19 protein-coding genes and 2 tRNA genes are annotated in these 21,620 nt (G+C 42.3%); 9 read left to right on the forward strand and 12 right to left on the reverse strand.

Going from position 1 to position 21,620, the window contains the following annotated elements:
- The first annotated feature begins 14 nt into the window (after window positions 1-14).
- The 3 genes from BMX56_RS15985 (at window position 15) to BMX56_RS15995 (ending at window position 4,134) form a co-directional block, all read left to right on the forward strand.
- Window positions 15-2,447 carry a thiamine pyrophosphate-dependent enzyme gene (locus tag BMX56_RS15985; protein ID WP_090650040.1) on the forward strand — a complete coding sequence of 811 codons (2,433 nt, stop codon included), beginning with the start codon at window positions 15-17 and terminating at the stop codon, window positions 2,445-2,447.
- A 98-nt stretch (window positions 2,448-2,545) separates the two neighbouring features.
- Window positions 2,546-3,127 carry a nitroreductase family protein gene (locus BMX56_RS15990; RefSeq protein WP_090650043.1) on the forward strand — a complete coding sequence of 194 codons (582 nt, stop codon included), beginning with the start codon at window positions 2,546-2,548 and terminating at the stop codon, window positions 3,125-3,127.
- A 221-nt stretch (window positions 3,128-3,348) separates the two neighbouring features.
- A complete protein-coding gene (locus tag BMX56_RS15995) occupies window positions 3,349-4,134 on the forward strand; it encodes a murein L,D-transpeptidase catalytic domain family protein (protein ID WP_090650046.1) in 786 nt (261 codons plus the stop codon).
- 59 nt (window positions 4,135-4,193) lie between these two features.
- Here the strand turns inward: BMX56_RS15995 and BMX56_RS16000 are convergent, their stop codons facing one another.
- A complete protein-coding gene (locus BMX56_RS16000; RefSeq protein WP_090650048.1) occupies window positions 4,194-5,735 on the reverse strand; it encodes a L,D-transpeptidase family protein in 1,542 nt (513 codons plus the stop codon).
- Between the two features lie 132 nt (window positions 5,736-5,867).
- Here BMX56_RS16000 and BMX56_RS16005 point away from each other — a divergent pair, with 132 nt between their 5' ends.
- Both BMX56_RS16005 and BMX56_RS16010 read left to right on the forward strand, forming a co-directional pair.
- On the forward strand, window positions 5,868-6,875 hold the full coding sequence (locus BMX56_RS16005; protein WP_090650051.1) for a glycosyl hydrolase: 1,008 nt from the start codon (window positions 5,868-5,870) through the stop codon (window positions 6,873-6,875).
- Window positions 6,875-7,393 carry a DinB family protein gene (locus tag BMX56_RS16010; RefSeq protein WP_090650054.1) on the forward strand — a complete coding sequence of 173 codons (519 nt, stop codon included), beginning with the start codon at window positions 6,875-6,877 and terminating at the stop codon, window positions 7,391-7,393. The genes BMX56_RS16005 and BMX56_RS16010 overlap by 1 nt, the downstream gene beginning before the upstream one ends.
- A gap of 18 nt (window positions 7,394-7,411) precedes the next feature.
- Here BMX56_RS16010 and BMX56_RS16015 read toward each other — a convergent pair whose 3' ends face one another.
- The 10 genes from BMX56_RS16015 to BMX56_RS16060 form a co-directional block, all read right to left on the reverse strand.
- Complete coding sequence (locus BMX56_RS16015) at window positions 7,412-8,038, reverse strand: HAD family hydrolase (protein WP_177183836.1); 627 nt, start codon at window positions 8,036-8,038, stop codon at window positions 7,412-7,414.
- Window positions 8,035-9,273 carry an MFS transporter gene (locus tag BMX56_RS16020; protein ID WP_090650058.1) on the reverse strand — a complete coding sequence of 413 codons (1,239 nt, stop codon included), beginning with the start codon at window positions 9,271-9,273 and terminating at the stop codon, window positions 8,035-8,037. Before BMX56_RS16020 ends, BMX56_RS16015 begins: the two co-directional genes overlap by 4 nt.
- Before the next feature lie 86 nt (window positions 9,274-9,359).
- Window positions 9,360-10,454 (reverse strand): chorismate synthase, encoded by a 1,095-nt coding sequence (gene aroC / locus BMX56_RS16025; RefSeq protein ID WP_090650061.1) that lies wholly within the window; start codon window positions 10,452-10,454, stop codon window positions 9,360-9,362.
- A gap of 315 nt (window positions 10,455-10,769) precedes the next feature.
- Window positions 10,770-12,059 (reverse strand): 3-phosphoshikimate 1-carboxyvinyltransferase, encoded by a 1,290-nt coding sequence (gene aroA, locus BMX56_RS16030; RefSeq protein ID WP_090650063.1) that lies wholly within the window; start codon window positions 12,057-12,059, stop codon window positions 10,770-10,772.
- Window positions 12,060-12,156: 97 nt separating this feature from the next.
- Window positions 12,157-13,284: a chorismate mutase gene (locus tag BMX56_RS16035; protein ID WP_090650066.1), complete on the reverse strand. Its 1,128-nt coding sequence runs from the start codon at window positions 13,282-13,284 to the stop codon at window positions 12,157-12,159.
- Between the two features lie 109 nt (window positions 13,285-13,393).
- Window positions 13,394-14,299 (reverse strand): prephenate dehydratase, encoded by a 906-nt coding sequence (locus tag BMX56_RS16040; RefSeq protein WP_090650068.1) that lies wholly within the window; start codon window positions 14,297-14,299, stop codon window positions 13,394-13,396.
- A 252-nt stretch (window positions 14,300-14,551) separates the two neighbouring features.
- Window positions 14,552-15,424, reverse strand: coding sequence for a PH domain-containing protein (locus BMX56_RS16045; protein WP_090650070.1), 873 nt, complete (start codon window positions 15,422-15,424; stop codon window positions 14,552-14,554).
- Window positions 15,425-15,497: 73 nt separating this feature from the next.
- Window positions 15,498-16,421, reverse strand: coding sequence for a sterol desaturase family protein (locus BMX56_RS16050; protein WP_090650073.1), 924 nt, complete (start codon window positions 16,419-16,421; stop codon window positions 15,498-15,500).
- On the reverse strand, window positions 16,422-17,480 hold the full coding sequence (aroB, locus tag BMX56_RS16055) for a 3-dehydroquinate synthase (protein WP_090650076.1): 1,059 nt from the start codon (window positions 17,478-17,480) through the stop codon (window positions 16,422-16,424). It lies immediately after the preceding gene.
- Between the two features lie 3 nt (window positions 17,481-17,483).
- Complete coding sequence (locus tag BMX56_RS16060) at window positions 17,484-17,690, reverse strand: RNA-binding S4 domain-containing protein (RefSeq protein ID WP_090650080.1); 207 nt, start codon at window positions 17,688-17,690, stop codon at window positions 17,484-17,486.
- Window positions 17,691-17,748: 58 nt separating this feature from the next.
- Here BMX56_RS16060 and BMX56_RS16065 point away from each other — a divergent pair, with 58 nt between their 5' ends.
- The 4 genes from BMX56_RS16065 to BMX56_RS16080 all read left to right on the forward strand — a co-directional run bounded on the left by BMX56_RS16065 (window position 17,749) and on the right by BMX56_RS16080 (window position 20,165).
- Window positions 17,749-18,954, forward strand: a complete 1,206-nt coding sequence (locus BMX56_RS16065) for a proline dehydrogenase family protein (RefSeq protein WP_090650082.1) — start codon at window positions 17,749-17,751, stop codon at window positions 18,952-18,954.
- A gap of 234 nt (window positions 18,955-19,188) precedes the next feature.
- Window positions 19,189-19,596, forward strand: a complete 408-nt coding sequence (locus BMX56_RS16070) for a DUF4199 domain-containing protein (protein ID WP_090650085.1) — start codon at window positions 19,189-19,191, stop codon at window positions 19,594-19,596.
- Window positions 19,597-19,786: 190 nt separating this feature from the next.
- Window positions 19,787-19,860, forward strand: a tRNA-Pro gene (locus BMX56_RS16075).
- A gap of 231 nt (window positions 19,861-20,091) precedes the next feature.
- A tRNA-Pro gene (locus tag BMX56_RS16080) sits at window positions 20,092-20,165 on the forward strand.
- A gap of 189 nt (window positions 20,166-20,354) precedes the next feature.
- Here the strand turns inward: BMX56_RS16080 and BMX56_RS16085 are convergent.
- Complete coding sequence (locus BMX56_RS16085) at window positions 20,355-21,614, reverse strand: nucleoside permease (RefSeq protein WP_090650088.1); 1,260 nt, start codon at window positions 21,612-21,614, stop codon at window positions 20,355-20,357.
- Between the last annotated feature and the right edge of the window lie 6 nt (window positions 21,615-21,620).

A 21,620-nucleotide genomic window follows, 5' to 3' on the forward strand; every position in this document is an offset into this window, starting at 1 on the left:
AAACGAAATTTTATATGCCTGGAACTGCAATTCGTGCCACCAGTAAATTTGATACCGCAGAGCTTAGTTTTGATGATTTTAAAAAGATCGTTATTGAAGATTATCGTATTGGTTATGAGAGCAGACAAGCCAGTATTATAGGCCGCAAAGAGGTATTAACGGGCAAGGCCAAGTTTGGTATTTTTGGCGATGGCAAAGAGGTTGCACAACTGGCTATGGCCAAAGCCTTCCGCGCCGGCGATTGGCGCGCAGGCTATTACCGCGACCAAACTTTTATGTTTGCCACGGGCATGAGCAACCTGAGGGAATTTTTTGCCCAGCTTTATGCCCATCCTGATGTAGAAAAAGATCCTGCTTCGGCTGGCCGGCAAATGAATTGCCACTATGCCACCCGTTTTATCAATGCCGATGGCAGTTGGATAAACCAGGCCGATACGATGAATTGCTCATCGGATATATCAACCACAGGCGGTCATATGCCACGTTTGCTGGGTTTGGCTTATGCTTCAAAACTATACCGGCAAAATAAAGAATTAGAATATCTTAAACAGTTTTCGGTTAATGGCAACGAGGTTGCCTTTGGGAGTATTGGTAATGGTGCCACATCCGAAGGCGTTTTTTTTGAATGCTTCAACGCAGCGGGCGTGCTACAGGTGCCGATGGCCATATCCATCTGGGACGATGCCTATGCTATTTCGGTGCCGGCTAAGCTCCAAACTACCAAAGAAGATATTTCTGAAATATTAAAAGGTTTTCAGCGCGAAAATGGCTCAAATGGTTTCGAGATTTTTAAAGTAAAAGGTTGGGATTATATAGCACTTTGCGAAACCTACGCCCGTGCCATTACTTTATGCCGCGAAGAACATGTTCCGGTACTGATCCACGTTACCGAGATGACACAGCCACAAGGCCATTCAACGTCGGGTTCACACGAACGATATAAATCAAAAGATCGCCTGACCTGGGAGGATGAGCACGATTGTTTGCTAAAAATGCGCCAATGGATGATAGCTTCGGCCATCTCAACCGAACAAGAGCTGGATGAATTAGAAGCAGAGGCCAAAAAATATGTACGCGACTGCCAGCGCGAAGCAGCAGGGGAGTTAGTAACCCTGATAAATGCCGAACTGGAAGAAGCGGCCAAAATGATTGAACAATTTGCCGAAGGTGTTTCTGTTAAACAACAATTGACAGAAATAGTAGCCGAATTGCATAAAAGTTATGACGCCGGCCGCAAAGAAATTGTCTCTGCTGTAAGGAAAACTTTGAGGGCTACCGCTAAGGAGGACTCGGCTGAAAGGCAAATACTCGTAAACTGGTTAAATACTGAAAAGGAAAAAAATAACGAAAGATACAACACAAAGTTATTTTCAAATACACCACAATCACCTCTTTATGTGCCCGTTGTTCCTGCAACCTACAGTGATGATGCGCGCTCAATTGATGGCCGTGAAGTTTTAAACGCTTGTTTCGACGCCAATTTTGCAAGGGATAAAACCATTGTCGCATTCGGTGAAGACGTAGGCGCCATAGGAGATGTAAACCAGGGATTTGCCGGCCTGCAAAGCAAGTATGGCGATTTGCGGATAACTGATACCGGTATCCGTGAAACCTCCATTATTGGGCAGGGTATGGGGTTGGCTATGCGTGGCTTAAAGCCGATTGCCGAAATTCAATATCTTGATTACCTGATATATGCTATGACGGTTATCTGCGATGATATTGGTAGCCTGAGTTACCGTACTTTCGGCGGGCAAAAAGCGCCGTTAATTATACGCACCCGCGGGCACCGCCTGGAAGGTATCTGGCATTCGGGCTCACCATTAGGGATGATATTAGGCTCCATGCGCGGGTTTCATATCTGCGTGCCACGTAACATGACCCAGGCCGCAGGTATGTACAACACTTTGCTGCGCGGTGATGAACCAGCATTGGTTATCGAAAGCCTTAACGGCTATCGCCTGAAAGAAAAACTCCCTGCAAACGTTGGCGAGTTTACCGTTCCGCTGGGTAAGGCCGAGATTATGCGGGAGGGGGCCGATGTTACCGTGGTGTCATACGGCTCAACGTTGCGTATCGTTTTAGAGGCTGCCGAAGAGTTGGAAAAAATGGGTATTAACATTGAAGTTATCGACCCGCAAACTTTATATCCTTTTGATAAAGAGAACCTTTGTGGTGTTTCGTTGAAGAAAACAAATAAGCTGCTGGTTGTTGACGAGGATGTTCCGGGCGCAGCATCGGCCTATATTATTCAACAAATCGTTGAAGTCCAAAAAGGTTATTACTCGTTGGATAGCCAGCCGCGTACATTAACTGCGAAAGAGCACCGCCCGCCGTATGGTTCAGATGGCGATTACTTTAGCAAGCCATCTCTTGATGATATTGTTGAGGCTGTTTATGCCATTGTAAGTGAAGCAAACCCAGGCAAATTTCCGCCGATCTTTTAAGTATCAAGTAGTTAGTATCAAGTATCAAGATTTTTTAAAAGACGCTATGATATTTACTTGATACTAACTACCTGATACTATGTACTAAATTTAAAACCATGGATTCTAATTCTTTTGCTGCCGTTGCCAGCGTTATAAAAACTCGTCGTTCGGTTAAGCCAAATATGATGAACGGGCACAAGGCCCCAAATGGTCATGTTGCTGCCCTGCTTGAACTTGCTGATTGGGCGCCAACACACGGTTTTACCGAGCCGTGGCGCTTTATTGTATATGAAGATCCTACTAAGTTTTGCCAAATTCATGCTGACGTTTATAAGCAAGGAGTAAACGCCGAAGAATATAACGAAACAGTTTACAATAACCTGCAACATCAGGGCGATAAAGCTTCCCATGTTATTATCGCTATTATGGAGAGGGGTAACCTGCTAAAAATACCAGCTTTTGAGGAGGTGGCTGCAGTTTCCAGCGCTATTCAAAACATCCTGCTTGGCGCTACAGCCTTAAGTATGGCTTCATTCTGGAGTACAGGTGGTGCAATATTAAAACCGGGTTTTAAAGAATTTTTACAGTTGCGTGAAGAGGATCAGGTAATGGGCGTATTGTACCTCGGTTATGCCGATCAAAATCCCGAAGGAAAAAGAACCGTTCCCCTCGAAAATAAAGTTAAATGGATTAAATAAATAATCCTAACCTTTCCATTATTTCCACCGTATAAACTTGTATTAAAGTTTCTTTTATTGAAATAAAATTTCACAATAACTAAAAATATGTTAAAAATGATTTTTTAATTAGATTGAAATTTATACATTTGTAATTGTCCGGTTCCTAATACCGGTCAATTTATCAATTCTAAGCCTTCACTAATTTAACTTATTGATTAAAAATTAAACTCAACACAAGTATGAGGAAATGTTTTTGGGGCTTAATATTGGCGATTTTTTTATTTTCTGCAACGGTTATTAGCTGGAGATCGCCAAATGCTAACAAATCAAACGGAGGGGTAAATTCTGGTCTTGCTGCCAAGGAGTTATTTAATCAGTACGTCAATAGCCTTTATGTGGCTACAGGGTTGCAAGGATCGGGGTTGGCTTTTGATGTATTTGAAAAAGCCTTTACCGGTTATACCAATCTGAAATTATCACATAAAATACCAGAAAATAGCGCGGTGTTAACCATAGTCGATTTCAGTAAATCAAGTCGCGAAAAACGCATGTGGATTGTCAATTTATTTAGTAAACAACTGTTGTTAAATACCTGGGTAGCCCATGGGTCTGGAAGCGGAATGGAAATGGCCGAGCACTTTTCTGATCGTAACGATTCGCACCAAAGCAGTTTAGGTTTTTATCTTACCGATAATGTTTACATAGGCAAACATGGCCGGTCGTTGCATTTGGATGGATTGGATTCTGGTTTTAATGCCAGTGCCCGTTTTCGTGATATTGTTGTTCATGCAGCAAAATACGTAGGCCAAAGTGCTATTGACCAGCAGGGACGTTTAGGCCGTAGTTTCGGCTGCCCGGCTGTAGCACCCAACGTCGTTAATTTTGTGATCGACAACATCCAGGGTAAATCAGTGCTTTTTATCAATGGTAATGATGATACCTACACTTCAAAATATCTTGATGAAACAGCACTTTTAAACCAGGTAGCGGCCGATTCTACATCTTTTGATATAGCAAAGCTATAAAATATAGCCTATCCAATTATAAATCTGAATGCCCGGCCTAACCAAGCCGGGCATTTTTTTTATTTGCTCAGAAATTTTTTCAGGTGAGCATATAGCACAATGTCCAGTCCATATACATCTTGCCTAAATTGTAATGTGCCAGTTTCGTCAGCCCAACAGGTAACGTACGTGATATAAATAGGTGTTTTTTTAGGCAGCGCTATGCTGGTAGGGTCTGGATTGTCAGAAGCCATGTCTTTTGCAATGGTATCAAATTCTTCGCCCTCTCCAAAAAGGTTTTTTGCCAGCGCCTGTGGATCTCCAAGGCGCACACAACCATGGCTCACGGCCCGCATGGCTTTTCCGAATGCAGATTTTGCCGGGGTATCATGCAGGTAAACACTGCTTTTGTTTTTAAACAGGAATTTTATCTTTCCTAAAGAGTTATCCTCCCCGGGCCGCTGTTTAAAATCATAGTCCAGGTTGTCTTTGGTAACAGTACTCCAGTCAACATCTTCGGGGTTATCAATCAGGTTTCCGTCTTTGTAAACATCAATATTTTTGTTGGATAGGTAATACCTGTCTTTGGCGGCCTCTATTATAATTTCTTTGGTGGCTATGCTTCGTGGTATGTTCCATACGGGGTTTACATCAACGCTATGAATTAAGCTGCTCAACTGCGGCGTTTCACGCGCGAATGGTTTATCAATTGCACAAGTATCATCATATTTAATCAGGCTGTTTTGCGCACTCATATTTCGGCCCTGGCCAACACAAACTTTCATATTTAATACAGATTTGCCATTTTCAAAAACATCAAGCCTGTAATCCGGGATATTTACATATACATATTTGGGCTCATAAGGCTTGTTTCGCCAGCGCAAACGTTCCATATTAACCAACAGATACCGTTGGGCTTCTTCTTTTGATAAGCCATCAAACGTATCACCGTGCAGGTATGCATTTTGCAAGGCAATATACTGTGGGTCTTTAGGTTGGATGCTATCCAGGTACGCCCTTGTATCTGTGGCCATAAGCACAGCTTTCATCGATGTACTGTCTGGCCGTTTGGTTACGGTAAAATACCTCGAATAGATTTTTTTGGGATTAAGTAAGCCAAACTGCATGGCACTGGCATATTTTGTTAATGAACTGGTTGCCAGTAATTCCAATTTTGCCAGATCAGCATAAGCTTCATCTGTAGTTTTGATGCTGTTTACATCATGAAACTTAGCAATCATAGCTTTTAGTTTCGTGGTGCTAAATAGTTTTGGATCGATGCCATGGTCGGTTGCTTTGTCGTAAAAATCAGGTATGGCATCCAGGTCGCCGTTGGCAAGGTGGTCCATTACAAATACCGGCAGGTAATTATTTGCTTTGTAAAAGGCTTCAACCACAGGTTCGTTGGATAGTTTTAATTTTTCATTCTCCAGCTCTTTTTTAAACGCAACGACATATGCATCGTCATCAAAATCTTTGAAGACTTTGTTTTTAGTTATTTTGAAAAGATTATTGGCTATTTTGTCATGCTTTTCTTTGCAGCTTTGAAAAGTTAATAATAAAGCAAATGACGAAATAAGGATAAGGGAAATCGAAAGTTTATTTTTCGTGACGGGAGGCATATCTATAAAAATCTGTTAAATATAGCTTATTAATAGCAATAGCCATACCACAAAGGCTGCAAGTTTTTAATTAAATTTGAAATCAGACAATTTATCAGGAATATTTGACTAATCGCCTCAATAGGCCGCTTAATGAAAAGACAGTTATTAATTATAGCAGCAACTCTTCTGCCATTTGTGGCCGCTGCCCAGGGTTTTAAGCCGGTGAACAAAAATGCATCGCCCGAAGTGGTTAAATTACTATCCTTTTTATATCAAATAAAGGGCAGGCATGTCCTGTCTGGTCAGCAGAATTACAATAGCGATTTGAATACGTTTTCGGATAGTGCTTACGCCATTACCGGAAAATATCCTGCATTATGGGGTTCTGATTTTATGTTGTGGGGCGATAAAGACCTCGGGCAGAAGCTTGTATACGAAGCTCAAAAGAAATGGCATGATGGTTACCTGGTTACCATTATGTGGCACCAGGGCCGGCCAACCGATGATGCGCCATATGATTGGAAAACAAGTATACAGGGCAAACTTACCGATGCCGAATGGACAGAGCTAACTACACCAAATACGCCCTTGAATAAAAGATGGCTTGCCGATATAGATAAAAAAGCGGTTTATCTAAAACAGTTACGAGATTCGCATGTGCCGGTTTTGTGGCGACCTTACCACGAAATGAATGGCGTATGGTTTTGGTGGGGCGATAAAAAAGGTAAAAACGGGATCCAAAAACTTTGGAAAATGATGTACGACAGGTACACCAATTATCATAAGCTAAATAACCTGATTTGGGTATGGGGCGCAAACGGCTTGCGGGATATACCAAAAGATGAAGCGTACGATTATAAACTATATTACCCTGGTGCTGATTATGTTGATATCCTGGGTGCGGACGTTTATCACTTTGACTATGAGCAAAAGGATTACAACGAACTGCTAAGCCTGGCCAACGGTAAAATTATAGTGCTTGGCGAAACCGGCGAACTGCCCAGACCAGAGGTATTGGCAGCCCAACCCGAATGGGCCTGGTTTATGGTATGGACAAGCTGGCTATGGACGGATAATACCCATGAGCGGGTAAAGGAAATTTATAACCTGCCACAAACCCTTAACCACGATGAAGTTAAAGATATGCTACAAAAATAATGATTGATAAAATTAAACTACCTGAAGTTTGGCTACGCGGTCCATTAAATGGTATCCCGGCGTTGCTGCAGCCCGTGGCACATGCTTTATTACAGGCCAGGGAAGAATTGAACGAGCTAATGGCCGATTTTCCAGATCCATTGTTGTGGGATAAAGTTGCTGGCATGGCGTCGCCTGGTTTTCATTTACAGCACTTGGCAGGTGTGCTCGACAGGCTTTTTACCTATGCAAAAGGAGAGAGGCTCTCCGCAGATCAATTGACCTATTTAGCCGCGGAAGGTAAACCTCATGAAAACCTTTTTACTGCAGTATTAGTTGAGCGATTTGATTTACAGGTTGATGCAGCTTTGAAGCAATTGGCCGAAACCGACCAACTGATATTAACCGAAGTTAGGGGAGTGGGGCGCACACAAGTTCCATCAACCGTTATTGGCCTTTATATGCATGCTGCCGAACATACGATGCGCCATTTAGGGCAATTGCTGGTTACCGTTAAGATTTTGAAACAAAACTTATAAAACCCGCAATTCCCCGATCTACATAAATGTGGCCACTGCATCCTTAAGGCTTTTTGATGAATGGGTTACAACAGCACCTGTGTGCCTGTCTTCCGGATCAAACAGAAAGGTATCGATACCCAATGAAGCCGCCGCCTTTATTTCAGACTCAGGATCATCGCCGATGACCAGCAGCTCTTCCGGCTGATAGTTATTGTTGTTCATAATCATCGTGAAGATATCCTTTTTAGTTTCGGGCGATACCTGCGGATCGACAATATGAATCGCTTTAAAATCTCCCTCGATGCCCAACAACCTTATTTTACTCCATTGCAGTTTGGTAAAGCCCGTTGTTACCAGGTACTTATCTATCGGGGTTGCGCTGATGTGTTTATATTCCTCGTAGGGCTGCATCGGCAGCACATACTCAAGGTCTTTAAGTAAATCAAGGCCCTTATTTTTCGCCGCTTCGCTAAAGTTGAATTTTTTGGCAACCTGTTGGTAGGGGCTACGCTGCATTTCTGCCTTCACCTTTTCTATTTCTTCGGTCCCGATTTCTTCGGCCAGGCTGTCTACAAATTCAAACACCACGCTAAAAAGATTTTCAGAAATTGAACTAACCGGGTAAATGGTGTTATCCAGATCTAATATAATGGCCTTTTTCATAATATATTTTCTACAGCGTTCAAGGTGATCGGTTTGCTTGTTGTGCGTTTTCTCATGATGTAATATCCTACAGATACAAACAGGCATATGGCAGCAAATACCCACCATAAGCTATCAAAACCACCATAGGTAATAATTCGTGCGCCAACTGCAGGAGCAATAATTTGTGCAGCCGACCACGACATGCCATAAATAGCGGCATAGGAGCCCCGGTTACTATTGTTGGTCCGGCTTACCCAAAACGAGTTCATGAATGGCATAGCGATGATTTCGCCAAAAGTTATCATTACTACTATCAAAACGGCTATCCAGGCGTTATGCGGAAGTATGTTCAAAAAAACAAATGTAATGCCCGTTAACAGCACCCCAGCGCTGATATAAGTTAAAGGGTGCCTTTTGCCATCAAGTTTATGAACAAGTACCATTTCGACAGCTACAATCAAAATTCCGTTTAAGGCCATTAAAAAACCGATAAAACGCGGGCCGAGGTGCCATTGTATAGTATAAAACACCGGTTGGGTTATAAAAAACTCAAAGAAGCAGCAAGAGAAAAGTGTGTTTAAAATGATGAATATTAAAAACACACCATCGGTATGGGCCGCTGCCGATTTTGCTTCTTTCAACACATCTTTCACTGATTTCCTGATTTGCGAGCGGGGCATCAGTTTCAGCAAAAGTATGGCAGCCAAAATATTGGTGCAGCCGTCAACCCAAAACAGCAAGTGGTAATTAATTGAAGCTAAAAATCCGCCTAAACCACCTCCAACCGCCCAACCAAGGTTAACAGCCAGTCGGTTTAACGAATAGGATCGTGTTCTGGTGGTCTCATCAGCATAATGCGCAATTGCCGCCGAGTTTGCCGGCCTGAAAGATTCATTACAAATGCTGAGTACAAACGTAAGAATGCTGATACTGATAAAGGAATGCTGATAGCCTAAAATGATAAACTGGATGCCACCTAAAAGCAAGGCCCCAACCTGCACATCATAAAAACCTATTTTATCGGTTAGCTTCCCGCCTAAAAACGCTCCCCCAAACGCACCAATGCCAAAAAATGCCATTACCCAACCCGACTGGATTACCGTAAAGTGCAGTTTTTGGATGGTATAAACGCTCATAAACGGAACCACCATAGTACCGCTCCGGTTAATAAGCATTACCAGGCTCAGGTACCAGCTGTTTTTAGATAGTCCGTAATAAGCGTTTTTGTAGGATTGGATAACAGGAGTTAGCATGGTTAAACAAAGATAGCTTTTAAGGCTAAAAGCAGAAAGCCCAAAGCCCAACGGAATAAAAGCTTTCTGCCTTAGGCCTTCGGCTTTTAGCTTAACCTCGAATTGCGGTTACGCAACCAATGATCGGCCAAAACCAATGCGGCCATCGCCTCAACAATTGGTACCGCGCGTGGCACCACGCAAGGGTCATGGCGGCCTTTGCCCGATATTTCGGCAGCATTACCTTCGCCATCAATAGTGGCCTGGTTTTTCATGATGGTGGCAACCGGTTTAAAGGCTACTTTAAATTCGATAGGCATACCGTTGCTGATGCCGCCCTGGATACCGCCCGAGTAGTTGGTGATGGTTGCTATATCGCCTAAATGCGACTTTATAAAAATATCGTTATGCTCAGATCCCCGCATTTCGCTGCCGGCAAAGCCCGACCCAAATTCAAAGCCGTGTACGGCGTTGATGCTTAGCATGGCTTTACCTAAATCGGCATGTAGTTTGTCAAATACAGGGTCGCCTAAACCTACAGGGCAATTTTTTATGTAACAGCTCACTTTGCCGCCAACAGTATCACCGTCTTTGCGTACGCTGTCAATAAATTCTATCATTTCTTCGGCTGTTGCCGGGTCGGCACATCGCACGATGTTTTTCTCGCGCTCATCAATAAATTCCTGAACGTTTTTAATTTCCACATTTGGTGCATCTATTTTGCCAACGCTGCTTACATGGGCTGCAATCTCGATGCCCTGGGTTTTGAGCAATAGCTTAGCCAGGGCACCCGCGGCAACACGCGCCGCTGTTTCACGGGCCGAGGAACGGCCACCGCCACGGTGGTCGCGAATGCCATATTTGGTTTGGTAAGTATAATCGGCATGCGAGGGGCGGAACACATCCACATTATGGGTATAATCCTTTGATCGCTGATCTTCATTCGGGATCAGCATAGCAATGGGCGTGCCCGTGGTTTTTCCTTCAAATACGCCGGATAAAATCCGTACCGTATCTGCCTCTTTACGTTGTGTGGTAATCTTCGACTGACCTGGTTTGCGTTTATCCAGCTCGCCTTGTATATAATCGGTATCAACTACCAATTGTGCCGGGCAGCCATCTATTATTACCCCAATTGCCTCGCCATGTGATTCGCCAAAAGTGGTTATCCTGAATACTTGCCCGAATGAATTGCCTGCCATTGTTTTAGATGTTAGATGTTAGATATGAGATTTGAGAAAACTCAAATGTCAGAATTTAATTCTAATTAAACCGTCATTGCGAGGTACGAAGCAATCCCCTACATGCTAAGTCCCACATTGTTCGGGATTGCTTCGTACCTCGCAATGACGGGTGTGTTGTTTTTTTTCAGGGTTGCAAATTTCACTACGTCATTGCGAGCGTAGCGCGGCAATCTCGTCGGTTGCATGGTTGTCTTGCAAAGTTCGCGATTGCTTCGTGCCTCGCAATGACATATTTAGTGAATGGCCTAACCTTTTCCCTTTCACCTTTTCCCTTTAACCTTCTACCGCTTCCACAACAAACCCTTGCTTCTCCAAATCATCCCAAAATGCCGGATATGATTTGTCGACTACCGGGCCGTTTTCAAATTCCAGTTGAGGAACAACAAGGGCCAATGGTGCAAAAGCCATAGCCATACGGTGATCATGGTAGGTGTTGATGAACATACGCTCCGGGATAAACTTTTCGCTGCAATCCAGTTTATAAACCTGGCCTTTTTCACTGAGTTTAACCCCCATTTTGGCAAGCTCGGTTTGTAAAGCTAAAACCCTGTCGGTTTCTTTGATCTTCAGCGTTTCTAACCCGGTGAAAGTTGCTTCGTGACCTAATGCCGCGCATACTACAATTACTGTTTGTGCCAAATCAGGGCATTCTTTCATGTCGAAGATTTTGCGGCTTAAAGGTTTGGCCTCTTTTAGTAAATGTACACCGCCATCTTTAAATTGAGATGTGATACCAAAGTTGGCCATTATCTCGGTTATCACGCTGTCGCCCTGCAGGCTATATGCAGTTAAACCGGTCAGGAATATTTCTGCTTCATCGGCCAGGGCGGCAATAGCATACCAGTACGATGCCGCGCTCCAGTCTGGTTCAATGTATAATGATGTTGTGGCAAAATCCTGGTTGACTATGGTAATCACATTATCAGTCCAAGAGTGCTGGATACCGGCTGTTTGTAACATAGCCAATGTCATTTCTACATAAGGGCGCGACGTTAGTTCGCCTTCAATATGCAGTTCCAAACCAAGCGGCAACCGGGCTGCAATTAGCAAAAGTGCGGTAATGTACTGACTGCTGATGTTACCTTTGATACTGATTTGACGGCTTAGCTGCTCAAAACCACCTTTTAATTTAATAGGAGGGTAGCCATCTTGCTCTTCAAAACCTATATGGGCACCTAATTGCCTCAAGGCATCAACCAAAACACCTATCGGCCTTTCCTTCATGCGCTGGCTGCCGGTTAAAATCACCTCGTAATCCTGTATGGCATAATAAGCCGTTAAAAAACGCATCGCCGTACCGGCAGGGCCGATGTCTACGGTTTGTAGCCCATGGTCTATGGACGATGGACCATGGGCGCTACCATCTGCCAATACCTCTTGATTCTTCCTCAAGATGCCTGCTAACAACACAGAATCGGCTGAATCGGATACATTATCTACCTTAACCTTACCGTTGCTCAGCGCTTCGATAATGAGGGCGCGGTTACATTCACTTTTTGAACCGGTGAGGTTAACCGTGCCTTTTATATACTTATTACTTTTACTCAGGATGATGTTTTGCATCGTTTGGTTAGTCTTAAGTTCTAAGTCGATAGTCTGAAGTCAAAAGCCAATAGATTAAACCACTTTTGACTTTTGACTTTTAACTTTTGACTTAAAATTACGCGTGTGTTAGTTTTTCTGCTGCCTGGCCTGCTTCGCTGGCGTTCATGATGGCTGTTTGCCTGCTGATAGATTCGGCGTGTAAAAGCTCCAGTAATTTTTCGGTAAACTCGCTGCCTAATTTTAATGCTTTAGCGTAGTTAGTGCGTTTCTGCAGGATTTCGTCCCAACGGCCAACCTGTAAAATAGTAATGCCATTATCTTTTTTATGCTGACCGATTTTATCGGCAATCAACATACGCTCGGCAATTTTCTGGATAACTAAATCGTCAATTTTATCAATCTGGTTGCGCAATTCGTGCAGTTTATCGTTAACCTCGGCATTGCGTACTTCTGGTTTACGTAAAGCCAAATGATCGATGATGTCGGCAAGTGCAGCAGGGGTAACCTGTTGTTTAGCATCTGTCCAGGCTACGCTTGGATCGATGTGCGATTCGATCATTAAACCTTGCATATCCAAATCCAAAGCTTTTTGTGAAATGTAACCAATAAGGTCGCGGTTACCTGATATGTGGCTTGGATCGTTAATGATAGGCAATTCAGGGGCTAAAGTTTTTAATGCGATAGCGATATCCCACATTGGCTCGTTACGGAAAGCAGATTTTTCGTAAGATGAAAAACCGCGGTGGATAGCAGCAAGTTTAGTGATACCGGCGTTGTTGATACGCTCTAAAGCGCCAATCCATAAAGAAAGATCAGGGTTTACCGGGTTTTTAACCATTACCGGTACATCAACACCACGCAAAGCATCAGCAATTTCCTGTACAGTAAAAGGGTTTACTGTTGAACGTGCACCAACCCAAAGGATATCAACACCTGCTTTTAAAGCTTCTTCAACGTGTTTACCGGTAGCTACTTCAATAGCGGTTGGCAGGCCGGTTTCGGCTTTAGCGCGTTTTAACCACTCCAAACCAATTGAGCCAATACCTTCAAACTCTCCGGGGCGGGTACGTGGTTTCCAGATACCTGCACGTAAAGCAGAAATTTTACCGGTTTGGGCTAATAAATGAGCGGTTGCTACCAGCTGATCTTCAGTTTCGGCGCTGCAGGGGCCAGCAATTACCAATGGTTCTTTACCGGTCTTAATCCAGGTATGAAGCGGCTGTATGTTTAAATTTAGTTTCATTGTGTTTGTTATTTGTTCCGGCTGTTTGTTTTTTAAACCGGGGTTGTTTTATATTTTAATTTTTTGATTTCCTGTTGGGTCCGATGATCCTGGGATCATCTTTATTTGTTTAAACGTTGCGGCGGATGTTAATATATCGCCTGCCGCGATCAATTCTTTGGGGTTTGGGTGCTACTGATGGTTCGTCATCGTGTCTTTCATATTCGCCAAGTATGTTAAAATTTTGTGTGTATTTCAGTATCTGCCGGATAGCGCTATCGTAGTGTTTCTGCTCGTCCCACTCCACATCTACATAAAAATTATATTCGTTGCGCTTTCCAAGTATAGGCATTGATTGAATTTTGCTCATATTTAAACCTTCTTCGGCAAAAATGTTTAGCACTTTGGCCAAAGCCCCAACCTTATTGCTCACCTGGAAACAAAGCGACGCCTTATTGGCCGTTTTTTTATCCATGTTTTCATGATGGGTGAGGATTAAAAAGCGGGTAAAGTTTCTTTTGTTTGATTCGATGCGGCGTTCTAAAACATCCAGTCCATACAGTGTTGCAGCCAATGAATTAGCAATAGCTACTGTATCCGTTAATTGTTCATCGCGGATGCGTTTGGCACAGGCTGCGGTATCGCTGCTCTCCACAATTTTAAGATGCGGGTACTCGTCAAAAAAATCGACACATTGGCGCAGGGCAATAGGGTGCGAGGTTACGTATTTTACATCCTCAAACTTTACACCGGGCAAAGCCATCAGGTGTAATTGAATGGGCAGGTAAATTTCGCCTACAACAGGGAAGCCATAATCTAACAGTAAAGTGTAGTTGGGCAATATGCTGCCGGCAATGCTGTTTTCAATAGCCATTACCACATAATCGGCCTCGCGTTTTTTTAAACTTTCAAAAGTTTGTTTAAAAGAGTTGCACTCAATCATCTGAGCGTTTTCGCCAAAATAACGCAGGCCGGCTTCTTCGTGGAAGGAGGCGCGGATCCCCTGAATGGCAACTCTTGGTTTTTCTATTTTCATGACCCCTGTTAATGCAAAAAGTCCCGGCATTTTGTGCCGGGACTTTTTAAATTTTTATGTGTGTTTAGTACATATTAGTCCCGGCTCTTACTGGTAAAGTAAAAGTAGTAACCATAAAAATATGCACTGTTAAATTTCATTTGTTTTTTATTACGTTGTAAATGTACGGTAAAAAATGATTCTGTCAATAGAAAATTTTATTTTTTGATAAAAAAAGTAGGTGAACCAAATTTTATATTGTAAAAAATGATTTTACCTTCTTTTAAATAGACGACTGCTACTATAAATAACAGGTATACCTAACTTGCCCGAAAATTTCGACAAAAAATCGTAACTGCTAATCAATATATTGGGAATTATCAGGTAATCACCATTCCGAAATTTAACCTCGATTTTCTTATTAAAGTCAAGGCGAAAGCCGCGGCGGTCATTGTTTTCATAAATGACGATGTTTTCGATATTCAGTTTTTCATAGGCTAATATGTTTTGCGCATCTTTTCCAAAATAAAACAAATTGTTGCCCCTTGAAATTTGAAGGTACAAACTACGGTTTTGAATAGCGAGAAATACGGTGTAAAGTATAAAACCTCCGATGATTAAAATAAAAAAGCAGGGATAGAGTATAAATGGGGTGTCACTGGGAATGCTGGCTGCAAAGCTGATAAATAACCCAATATAGACCAATAACAATGCAATTAGCATAAATACCCGGGAAGGTTTTACTTTATATATAAAGTTATTGGTGATAAAATGAGGCTGGTTACCGATGTTGAAAAAGTGCTTCTCGAAAACGCTTAGATCAAGGGTTTTATTAAAAAAATCGGCAACAAGTTTTTCTGCAGCATCAATATCAGCAGCATGGTATTCATATAAATGATTATCCTTGTCAAGGTAATAAATACAAAATTTTCCGCCGAAATAAAGTCCCAGTTTTAGATAGTTAATATCATCATCCTGTATAGTCACCGATGGGCCGGTTAGTTGAATATCAGTTAAGGGGCGCTCCAAATCCCAGGGAAAGTCTTTTATCAGTTGAATTGTTTCATTCAAATTTCTTGGCTGCTCGTCAGAAAATTCGCCCTTTTCGTAAGTGTTATGTTGTAGTTTGGATATAAATTGAGGCATAGGTTATATAGGGTAATGCTTGTTTGCTTATACTTCAAATATAGCATCGATACCTATACGGTTTGCAATAAAATTAAGCGGTTTGTTTTTGCTCGATGAGGGGCGAAATATGCTGAATTTCATACTCCTGCTGCATTACCCTTGCAGTTTGTGTACTGCCATCGTGGCTCCAGCCCGGCGGGTTAAATAAATACCCCATTTTATTTTTAAAACCCGGCGCGTGTTTAACATCGTGTATCAACGCCTTCCATTCGTGAAATATAACATTTACCGGACCCATATCATCAGGTTGTTTGGTAATGCCGTATTTAACAGGCTCGGGCAAATCCTCGTCGCGGAAGGTGCCAAACATCCTGTCCCATAAAATTAATACCATGCCCATGTTTTTATCCAGGTAGGGGATGTTTGATGCATGGTGCACACGATGATGTGCAGGCGTTACAAAAATCCACCCGTACCATTTTGGCAGCGGAATTTTATATTGTGTATGTACCAGGTTGCCGTAAAACTGCGTAACCAGGTAGGCATATAAAATATCTAAAGCACTAAAGCCAAATAACGCCAGCGGCAAATAAAAAAATACCCTATACAACGGCTCAAACACCGTTGAACGGAAACCGGTAGTGAAGTTGAAATGTTCTGACGAATGGTGGGTTACGTGTATGGCCCAAAAAACGCGGCAATAATGGCCAATGTAATGCAGCAGCCAGTACAAAAAATCCTGTGCAACAATCAGTACAAACCAATACAGCCAAACATTATGGATTTGAAATAACCGATACCTGTAAGTAAAGCTCAGGATGATAAATGTGCTGCCTTTTACAATAAGGTTTGTTACAACAGCAAGCGAGGTAAGATAAATATTGGTAAAAGTATCGCGCGTTTCGTAGTAATGCCTGTCCTCCCAATAACTTAAACCCATTTCTACAAGGGTTAAAATAACTAAAAGGCAAAGTATTACAATGGCGCTTATTTCCGCTTTATCTAAATGGTGCATTTACAAATTAATATAATACAATAAACTCTCACAAAGTTCGGCTTCTGTGCAGATATTATCAATATTACATTGACCAATGTTGGTCAGCAGGGTGCAATTTATATTACCGCTCTGGTTCTTTTTATCCTTTTTCATATACTCGAACAACGTATTGAAGCTTGATTCGTGGATGGTATAACGCGGATAAAGGTTATTAAGTGTATCAGTTATCTCTTGCAGTTCTTCGGCAGGCAGGCCTGTTTTTTTATGCGCCAGGTAGGCCTCGCAAATCATGCCTATTGCAATGGCCTCGCCATGCGATAAATGATCTTCATCATTGATCAGTGAATAAGTTTCAACTGCATGGCCGATTGTGTGCCCAAAGTTTAAAGCCTTGCGGATCCCTTTTTCGTGCGGGTCTTCAATGGTGATCTTGTTTTTTATGGCTACAGACCGGTGTACCAGTTCGGCTGATGGCTTGCTCAGGTCGCTGGTTTTTAACTGGTTCCAGTAAGCGGCGTCCTGGATAAGCCCGTGTTTCAGCATTTCGGCCAGGCCCGATAGGATTTGTTTTGGAGGCAGGGTATCTAAAAAGCCCAATTCAATAAATACAGCTTTGGGTTGTGTAAAGGTACCTATGATGTTTTTAATGCTATCGATATCGATCCCGGTTTTACCGCCTACTGATGCATCTACCTGCGACAATAGGGTAGTAGGTACGTGTACAAAATCAATCCCGCGTTTAAATGTAGACGCGGCAAAGCCGCCCAGATCGCTGATAACGCCGCCGCCAAGGTTAATAAGCAGGCTTTTACGGTCGGCTCCAAAGTCTATCAGCATTTTCCATATGCCAATGCAAAAATCAATGTCCTTACTTTCTTCGCCTGCGTTTATCTCAATGATATCAAAGTTGTCCTGATCTTCTATTTTGCTTTTTACAAGGGGCAGGCAATGTTGGGCGGTATTTTCGTCGGTTAAAATAAAAAAACGCGAATAGTGGCCTTGTTTTACAAAATTGGCCAGTTCATCAATACTATTTTCAAAAAAAATGGGGTAATTATCGCTCTGAATGGTGTCCATAATTTAAATAACCATGATTTTATTTCCTCTGAATTCAACCAGGTCGCCTCGTTTTACTTTAAGGCGTTTGCGGTAATCAACCTGTCCGTTATAGCTTACTTCGCCCTCACTTACAACTATTTGCGCCTCGCCACCGGTTGGTACCAGGCCAGCTGCTTTTAGTAGTTGTATCATTGGGATAAAATCGCCGTTTAACTTAAATTCAATCATGGTGGGCAAAAATAAACTATTCATGGAATAATGAGTTATCATTTTTATAATTTTGCGGATGCTTTCTAACGAAACTAATAATACTTCCAAACACGGTAAGCCCTCTTTTGAAAATACAGAAATAGCTTTTCGTCATTCATCTAATGCTGATCTTAGTCGGGCTTACTGGTTATTCAGGATCATTAATGTTAATTTTTTGGTAAAGATAGGGCCGCCGGTCACCAACTTTGCCATCAAGATAGGACTGCCGATTAAGGGCATTATCAAGGCGACTATATTTAAACACTTTTGCGGCGGCGAAACCATTGCCGAATGTGATAATACCATCAAAAACCTATATAGTGGGGGGGTAGGTACTATTTTAGATTATTCGATAGAAGGCGAGGACGATGAAGCCGTTTTTGATAGTACCAGGGACGAGATCATCCGCACCATAGTACGGGCCTCAAAAGATAAAGCGATACCGTTAACCGTATTTAAAATAACGGGCGTTGGTCGTTTTGCTTTGTTAGAGAAGCTTGACGCCCGCCTGCCGCTTACGCCAGATGAAGAAAGCGAATGGCAAAGGGTGCAAAGCCGGGTATTGGCTATTTGCGATAAGGCCTACAAAAGCAACGTGCCTGTGATGATTGATGCCGAAGAAAGCTGGATACAGGAAACTATTGACCTGCTGGCTTTAACCATGATGACGCAGTTTAACACTAAACAGCCCATTGTTTATAACACTTACCAAATGTATCGCCATGATAAACTGGCATCGATATTAAACGATCATGAGATTGCCAAAGGCGAGGGTTTTATATTAGGAGCAAAAATTGTGCGCGGCGCTTACATGGAAAAAGAGCGTAAGCGTGCCCTTGAAATGGGTTACAATTCGCCAATTCAGCCCGACAAAAAATCCACCGACCTGGATTATGATTCGGCATTGGATTATTGTACCAGCCATATCAACGAAATAGCTTTTATAGCCGGTACGCACAACGAGGAAAGTTGCCGCCTGCTGGCCGAGCTTTTGGATAACAAGGGTATCGATCATAAACACCCGCACGTTTATTTTTCGCAGTTGCTGGGCATGAGCGATAACCTGAGCTTTAACCTGGCCGATGCGCAATATAATGTGGCCAAATACGTGCCCTATGGGCCAATAAAAGCAGTGCTGCCATACTTGTTCCGTCGCGCACAGGAAAATACCGCCATTGCGGGCCAAATGAGCCGAGAATTGAGTTTGATAGTGAAGGAACGGGCGCGAAGAAACGAGAACTGAGAATCAAGAATTAAGACAGAAAAATATGGGCCGCTAAAATTTAGCGGCTTTTTTTATGGCGTTATTTTTGGAGAGCGCTGTCCGATAGCGTTTGATTGTTGTAAGGGGAGGGGAACGATCTGTGGTTCACAAATATGATGGTTAATTACCACTAATAAAAAGACGTGATTTGCAGGAAAACAATAAAAAAATTTGCATTTTTATATCAGGCATTATCATATGCCACCCTAAATTATGAAAAATGCATTTGTAACAGGTTTAATCCTGGGTATCCTTAGTGGTACCTGGTTGTTCATCATGCGGTCATTTGGGTATAACAGTACCGGGAACCACGTAAGCCCGGTTGAGTATTTATCATTACTAATACCCTTTTGCGGTGTTTATTTTGGGGTGAAACGTTACCGTGAGGATGATAAGCAAGGCGAGATTGGTTTTTTTGACGCCTTATTTCAAAGCTTTAGGATTTTACTTATCGGTGGACTTTTTGCCTGTTTGGCAGGAATTGTTTACATTAACTATTTTGATATGGCGAGCAACCTTTTTGCTTTTTCGGGCAGGCTGTTTGGCGGGCTGGTAATTGGTATCTTAATTTGCTTAGGAGTGTCTGCCGCGTTGATGAATAAATCAAGCAAGTTAAACTAATAGGAGTGTGGCCGTCGCCGCCGACTTAAAGGTTATAAACCATCATCGATAGCTACGAATAATATAAAGTTTAAGAATATTTAACGTCAAATGTGCGCTAATGAATGGGTTATAATTTAACTCGAAATTTAATTAAAAAAAAGTTTTGCAACTTGATTTAAAATCCTACTTTTGCCAACCCAATCGGGAACGGGATGTAGCGTAGCCCGGTATCGCGCCACATTTGGGATGTGGAGGCCGCAGGTTCGAATCCTGCCATCCCGACGAAAGCGATACCAGTAAGTATCAAAAAGCCTTTAAATCTATGATTTAAGGGCTTTTTTGATTTACCACGATCGGTTTGGGCCTTGCCAGAAAGATTATTTCTTGATCTCATGTTTCCAGGGAATTTTTAATGATTTGTATTTTAGAGGGTTATATTTATATTGAATATTTTTAACAGGAAGGGTTGATTATTTGATTTTTAAATTTTACCTTCGCCAACCCAATCGGGAACGGGATGTAGCGTAGCCCGGTATCGCGCCACATTTGGGATGTGGAGGCCGCAGGTTCGAATCCTGCCATCCCGACGAAATGCGATACCAATTAAGTCGAAAGCCCCTTAAATCATATGATTTAAGGGGCTTTCGACTTAATACAACACCAGCAGGCTTATGGGTAGTTTATATTGCCCGTCACCAAGCCCTCTTTAATCCTGAAATTACAAGCCGGCTAAGAAGATTATATCGGTTTACAAGCTTACAGCAACTGCGTATTTGTTAAGCGTGCTCAATAGCATGCTTCAAAGCCGCGTTGTGCCTGTACCGGAATACAAATGGGAAAATAACAGCTATCACTAAAGCATAACCGGCAAAGCTAAGCCAGATACCATGCCAGTCTTTACTTTGGTCGGCATGTGTGAAGAATTTATCAATCACGATGCCACTTATACGGCTGCCAAAAAAAGCGCCAAAACCGTTTACCATCATCATAAATAAGCCCTGCGCGCTTCCGCGTATTTCTGGCGCTGCCTGGGTTTCTACAAATAGCGATCCCGATATATTAAAGAAATCAAATGCCATACCGTATACAATACATGATAAAACTATCATCCATAAGCCTCCGGCGGGATCGCCAAACGCAAATAAACCAAACCGTAAAACCCAGGCCAGCATGCTAAAAAGCATTACATACTTAATGCCGAATTTGCGCAGAAAGAAGGGGATAGCCAGAATAAACAATGTTTCGGAGATTTGCGATATGGACATAATAATAGCCGGATACTTAACAGCTATCGAATCTTTATAAACAGGTACTTTGGCGAAATCATGAATAAAGGTATCGCCATAAGCGTTGGTAAGCTGTAACGCAGCACCTAACAGCATGGAAAAGGTGAAAAAGATAACAAACTTGGGGTCTTTGAATAAAGCAAACGCATTTAATCCCAACGAGTTGGCAAATGATTTTTTTTCGGTTTTAGCCGATAGTGGCGGGCACTTGGGTAGGGTGAAAGAATATAAACCTAATACCAATGCTACCGCACCAGCTATGTAAAATTGATTCGCCGAAATTTCGCTATGAGTTAAACTTACTGTCCACAATGCTGCGATAAAACCTATAGTACCCCAAATTCTGATAGGTGGGAAATCTTTGACGACGTCGATGTTATTACTTTTTAATGCAGAGTATGATACAGTAATGGATAATGACAACGTAGGCATATAAAACATCATATTCAGCAAAATTACCCAAAAAAAAGCTGAAGGGTTGGTAACAAGGGGCAAGCTGAATAACGTTAGCGCACCCAGGATATGCATTATGCCATATAGCTTTTCTGCGTTAATAAACCTGTCTGATATAATGCCGGTGATTGCAGGCATAAAGATAGATGAAATGCCCATTGTTGAAAAAATAGCACCGAATTGTGCCCCCGACCAGTGTTTGTTTTGAAACCAATACGCGCCGATAGTAAGCAACCAAGCTCCCCACACAAAAAATTGCATAAAATTCATCAGTATTAAGCGGAACTTAATATTCATACGGTA

This window comes from Mucilaginibacter sp. OK283, assembly GCF_900110415.1.
Taxonomy (GTDB): domain Bacteria; phylum Bacteroidota; class Bacteroidia; order Sphingobacteriales; family Sphingobacteriaceae; genus Mucilaginibacter.

What these genes read in the sequence shown, in the direction of transcription:
- BMX56_RS15985 (WP_090650040.1), top strand. Translation starts at nt 15, where the DNA reads ATGCCTGGAACTGCAATTCGTGCCACCAGTAAATTTGATACCGCAGAG.
- BMX56_RS15990 (WP_090650043.1), top strand. Translation starts at nt 2,546, where the DNA reads ATGGATTCTAATTCTTTTGCTGCCGTTGCCAGCGTTATAAAAACTCGT.
- BMX56_RS15995 (WP_090650046.1), top strand. Translation starts at nt 3,349, where the DNA reads ATGAGGAAATGTTTTTGGGGCTTAATATTGGCGATTTTTTTATTTTCT.
- BMX56_RS16000 (WP_090650048.1), bottom strand. Translation starts at nt 5,735, where the DNA reads ATGCCTCCCGTCACGAAAAATAAACTTTCGATTTCCCTTATCCTTATT.
- BMX56_RS16005 (WP_090650051.1), top strand. Translation starts at nt 5,868, where the DNA reads ATGAAAAGACAGTTATTAATTATAGCAGCAACTCTTCTGCCATTTGTG.
- BMX56_RS16010 (WP_090650054.1), top strand. Translation starts at nt 6,875, where the DNA reads ATGATTGATAAAATTAAACTACCTGAAGTTTGGCTACGCGGTCCATTA.
- BMX56_RS16015 (WP_177183836.1), bottom strand. Translation starts at nt 8,038, where the DNA reads ATGAAAAAGGCCATTATATTAGATCTGGATAACACCATTTACCCGGTT.
- BMX56_RS16020 (WP_090650058.1), bottom strand. Translation starts at nt 9,273, where the DNA reads ATGCTAACTCCTGTTATCCAATCCTACAAAAACGCTTATTACGGACTA.
- aroC (WP_090650061.1), bottom strand. Translation starts at nt 10,454, where the DNA reads ATGGCAGGCAATTCATTCGGGCAAGTATTCAGGATAACCACTTTTGGC.
- aroA (WP_090650063.1), bottom strand. Translation starts at nt 12,059, where the DNA reads ATGCAAAACATCATCCTGAGTAAAAGTAATAAGTATATAAAAGGCACG.
- BMX56_RS16035 (WP_090650066.1), bottom strand. Translation starts at nt 13,284, where the DNA reads ATGAAACTAAATTTAAACATACAGCCGCTTCATACCTGGATTAAGACC.
- BMX56_RS16040 (WP_090650068.1), bottom strand. Translation starts at nt 14,299, where the DNA reads ATGAAAATAGAAAAACCAAGAGTTGCCATTCAGGGGATCCGCGCCTCC.
- BMX56_RS16045 (WP_090650070.1), bottom strand. Translation starts at nt 15,424, where the DNA reads ATGCCTCAATTTATATCCAAACTACAACATAACACTTACGAAAAGGGC.
- BMX56_RS16050 (WP_090650073.1), bottom strand. Translation starts at nt 16,421, where the DNA reads ATGCACCATTTAGATAAAGCGGAAATAAGCGCCATTGTAATACTTTGC.
- aroB (WP_090650076.1), bottom strand. Translation starts at nt 17,480, where the DNA reads ATGGACACCATTCAGAGCGATAATTACCCCATTTTTTTTGAAAATAGT.
- BMX56_RS16060 (WP_090650080.1), bottom strand. Translation starts at nt 17,690, where the DNA reads ATGATTGAATTTAAGTTAAACGGCGATTTTATCCCAATGATACAACTA.
- BMX56_RS16065 (WP_090650082.1), top strand. Translation starts at nt 17,749, where the DNA reads ATGCTTTCTAACGAAACTAATAATACTTCCAAACACGGTAAGCCCTCT.
- BMX56_RS16070 (WP_090650085.1), top strand. Translation starts at nt 19,189, where the DNA reads ATGAAAAATGCATTTGTAACAGGTTTAATCCTGGGTATCCTTAGTGGT.
- BMX56_RS16085 (WP_090650088.1), bottom strand. Translation starts at nt 21,614, where the DNA reads ATGAATATTAAGTTCCGCTTAATACTGATGAATTTTATGCAATTTTTT.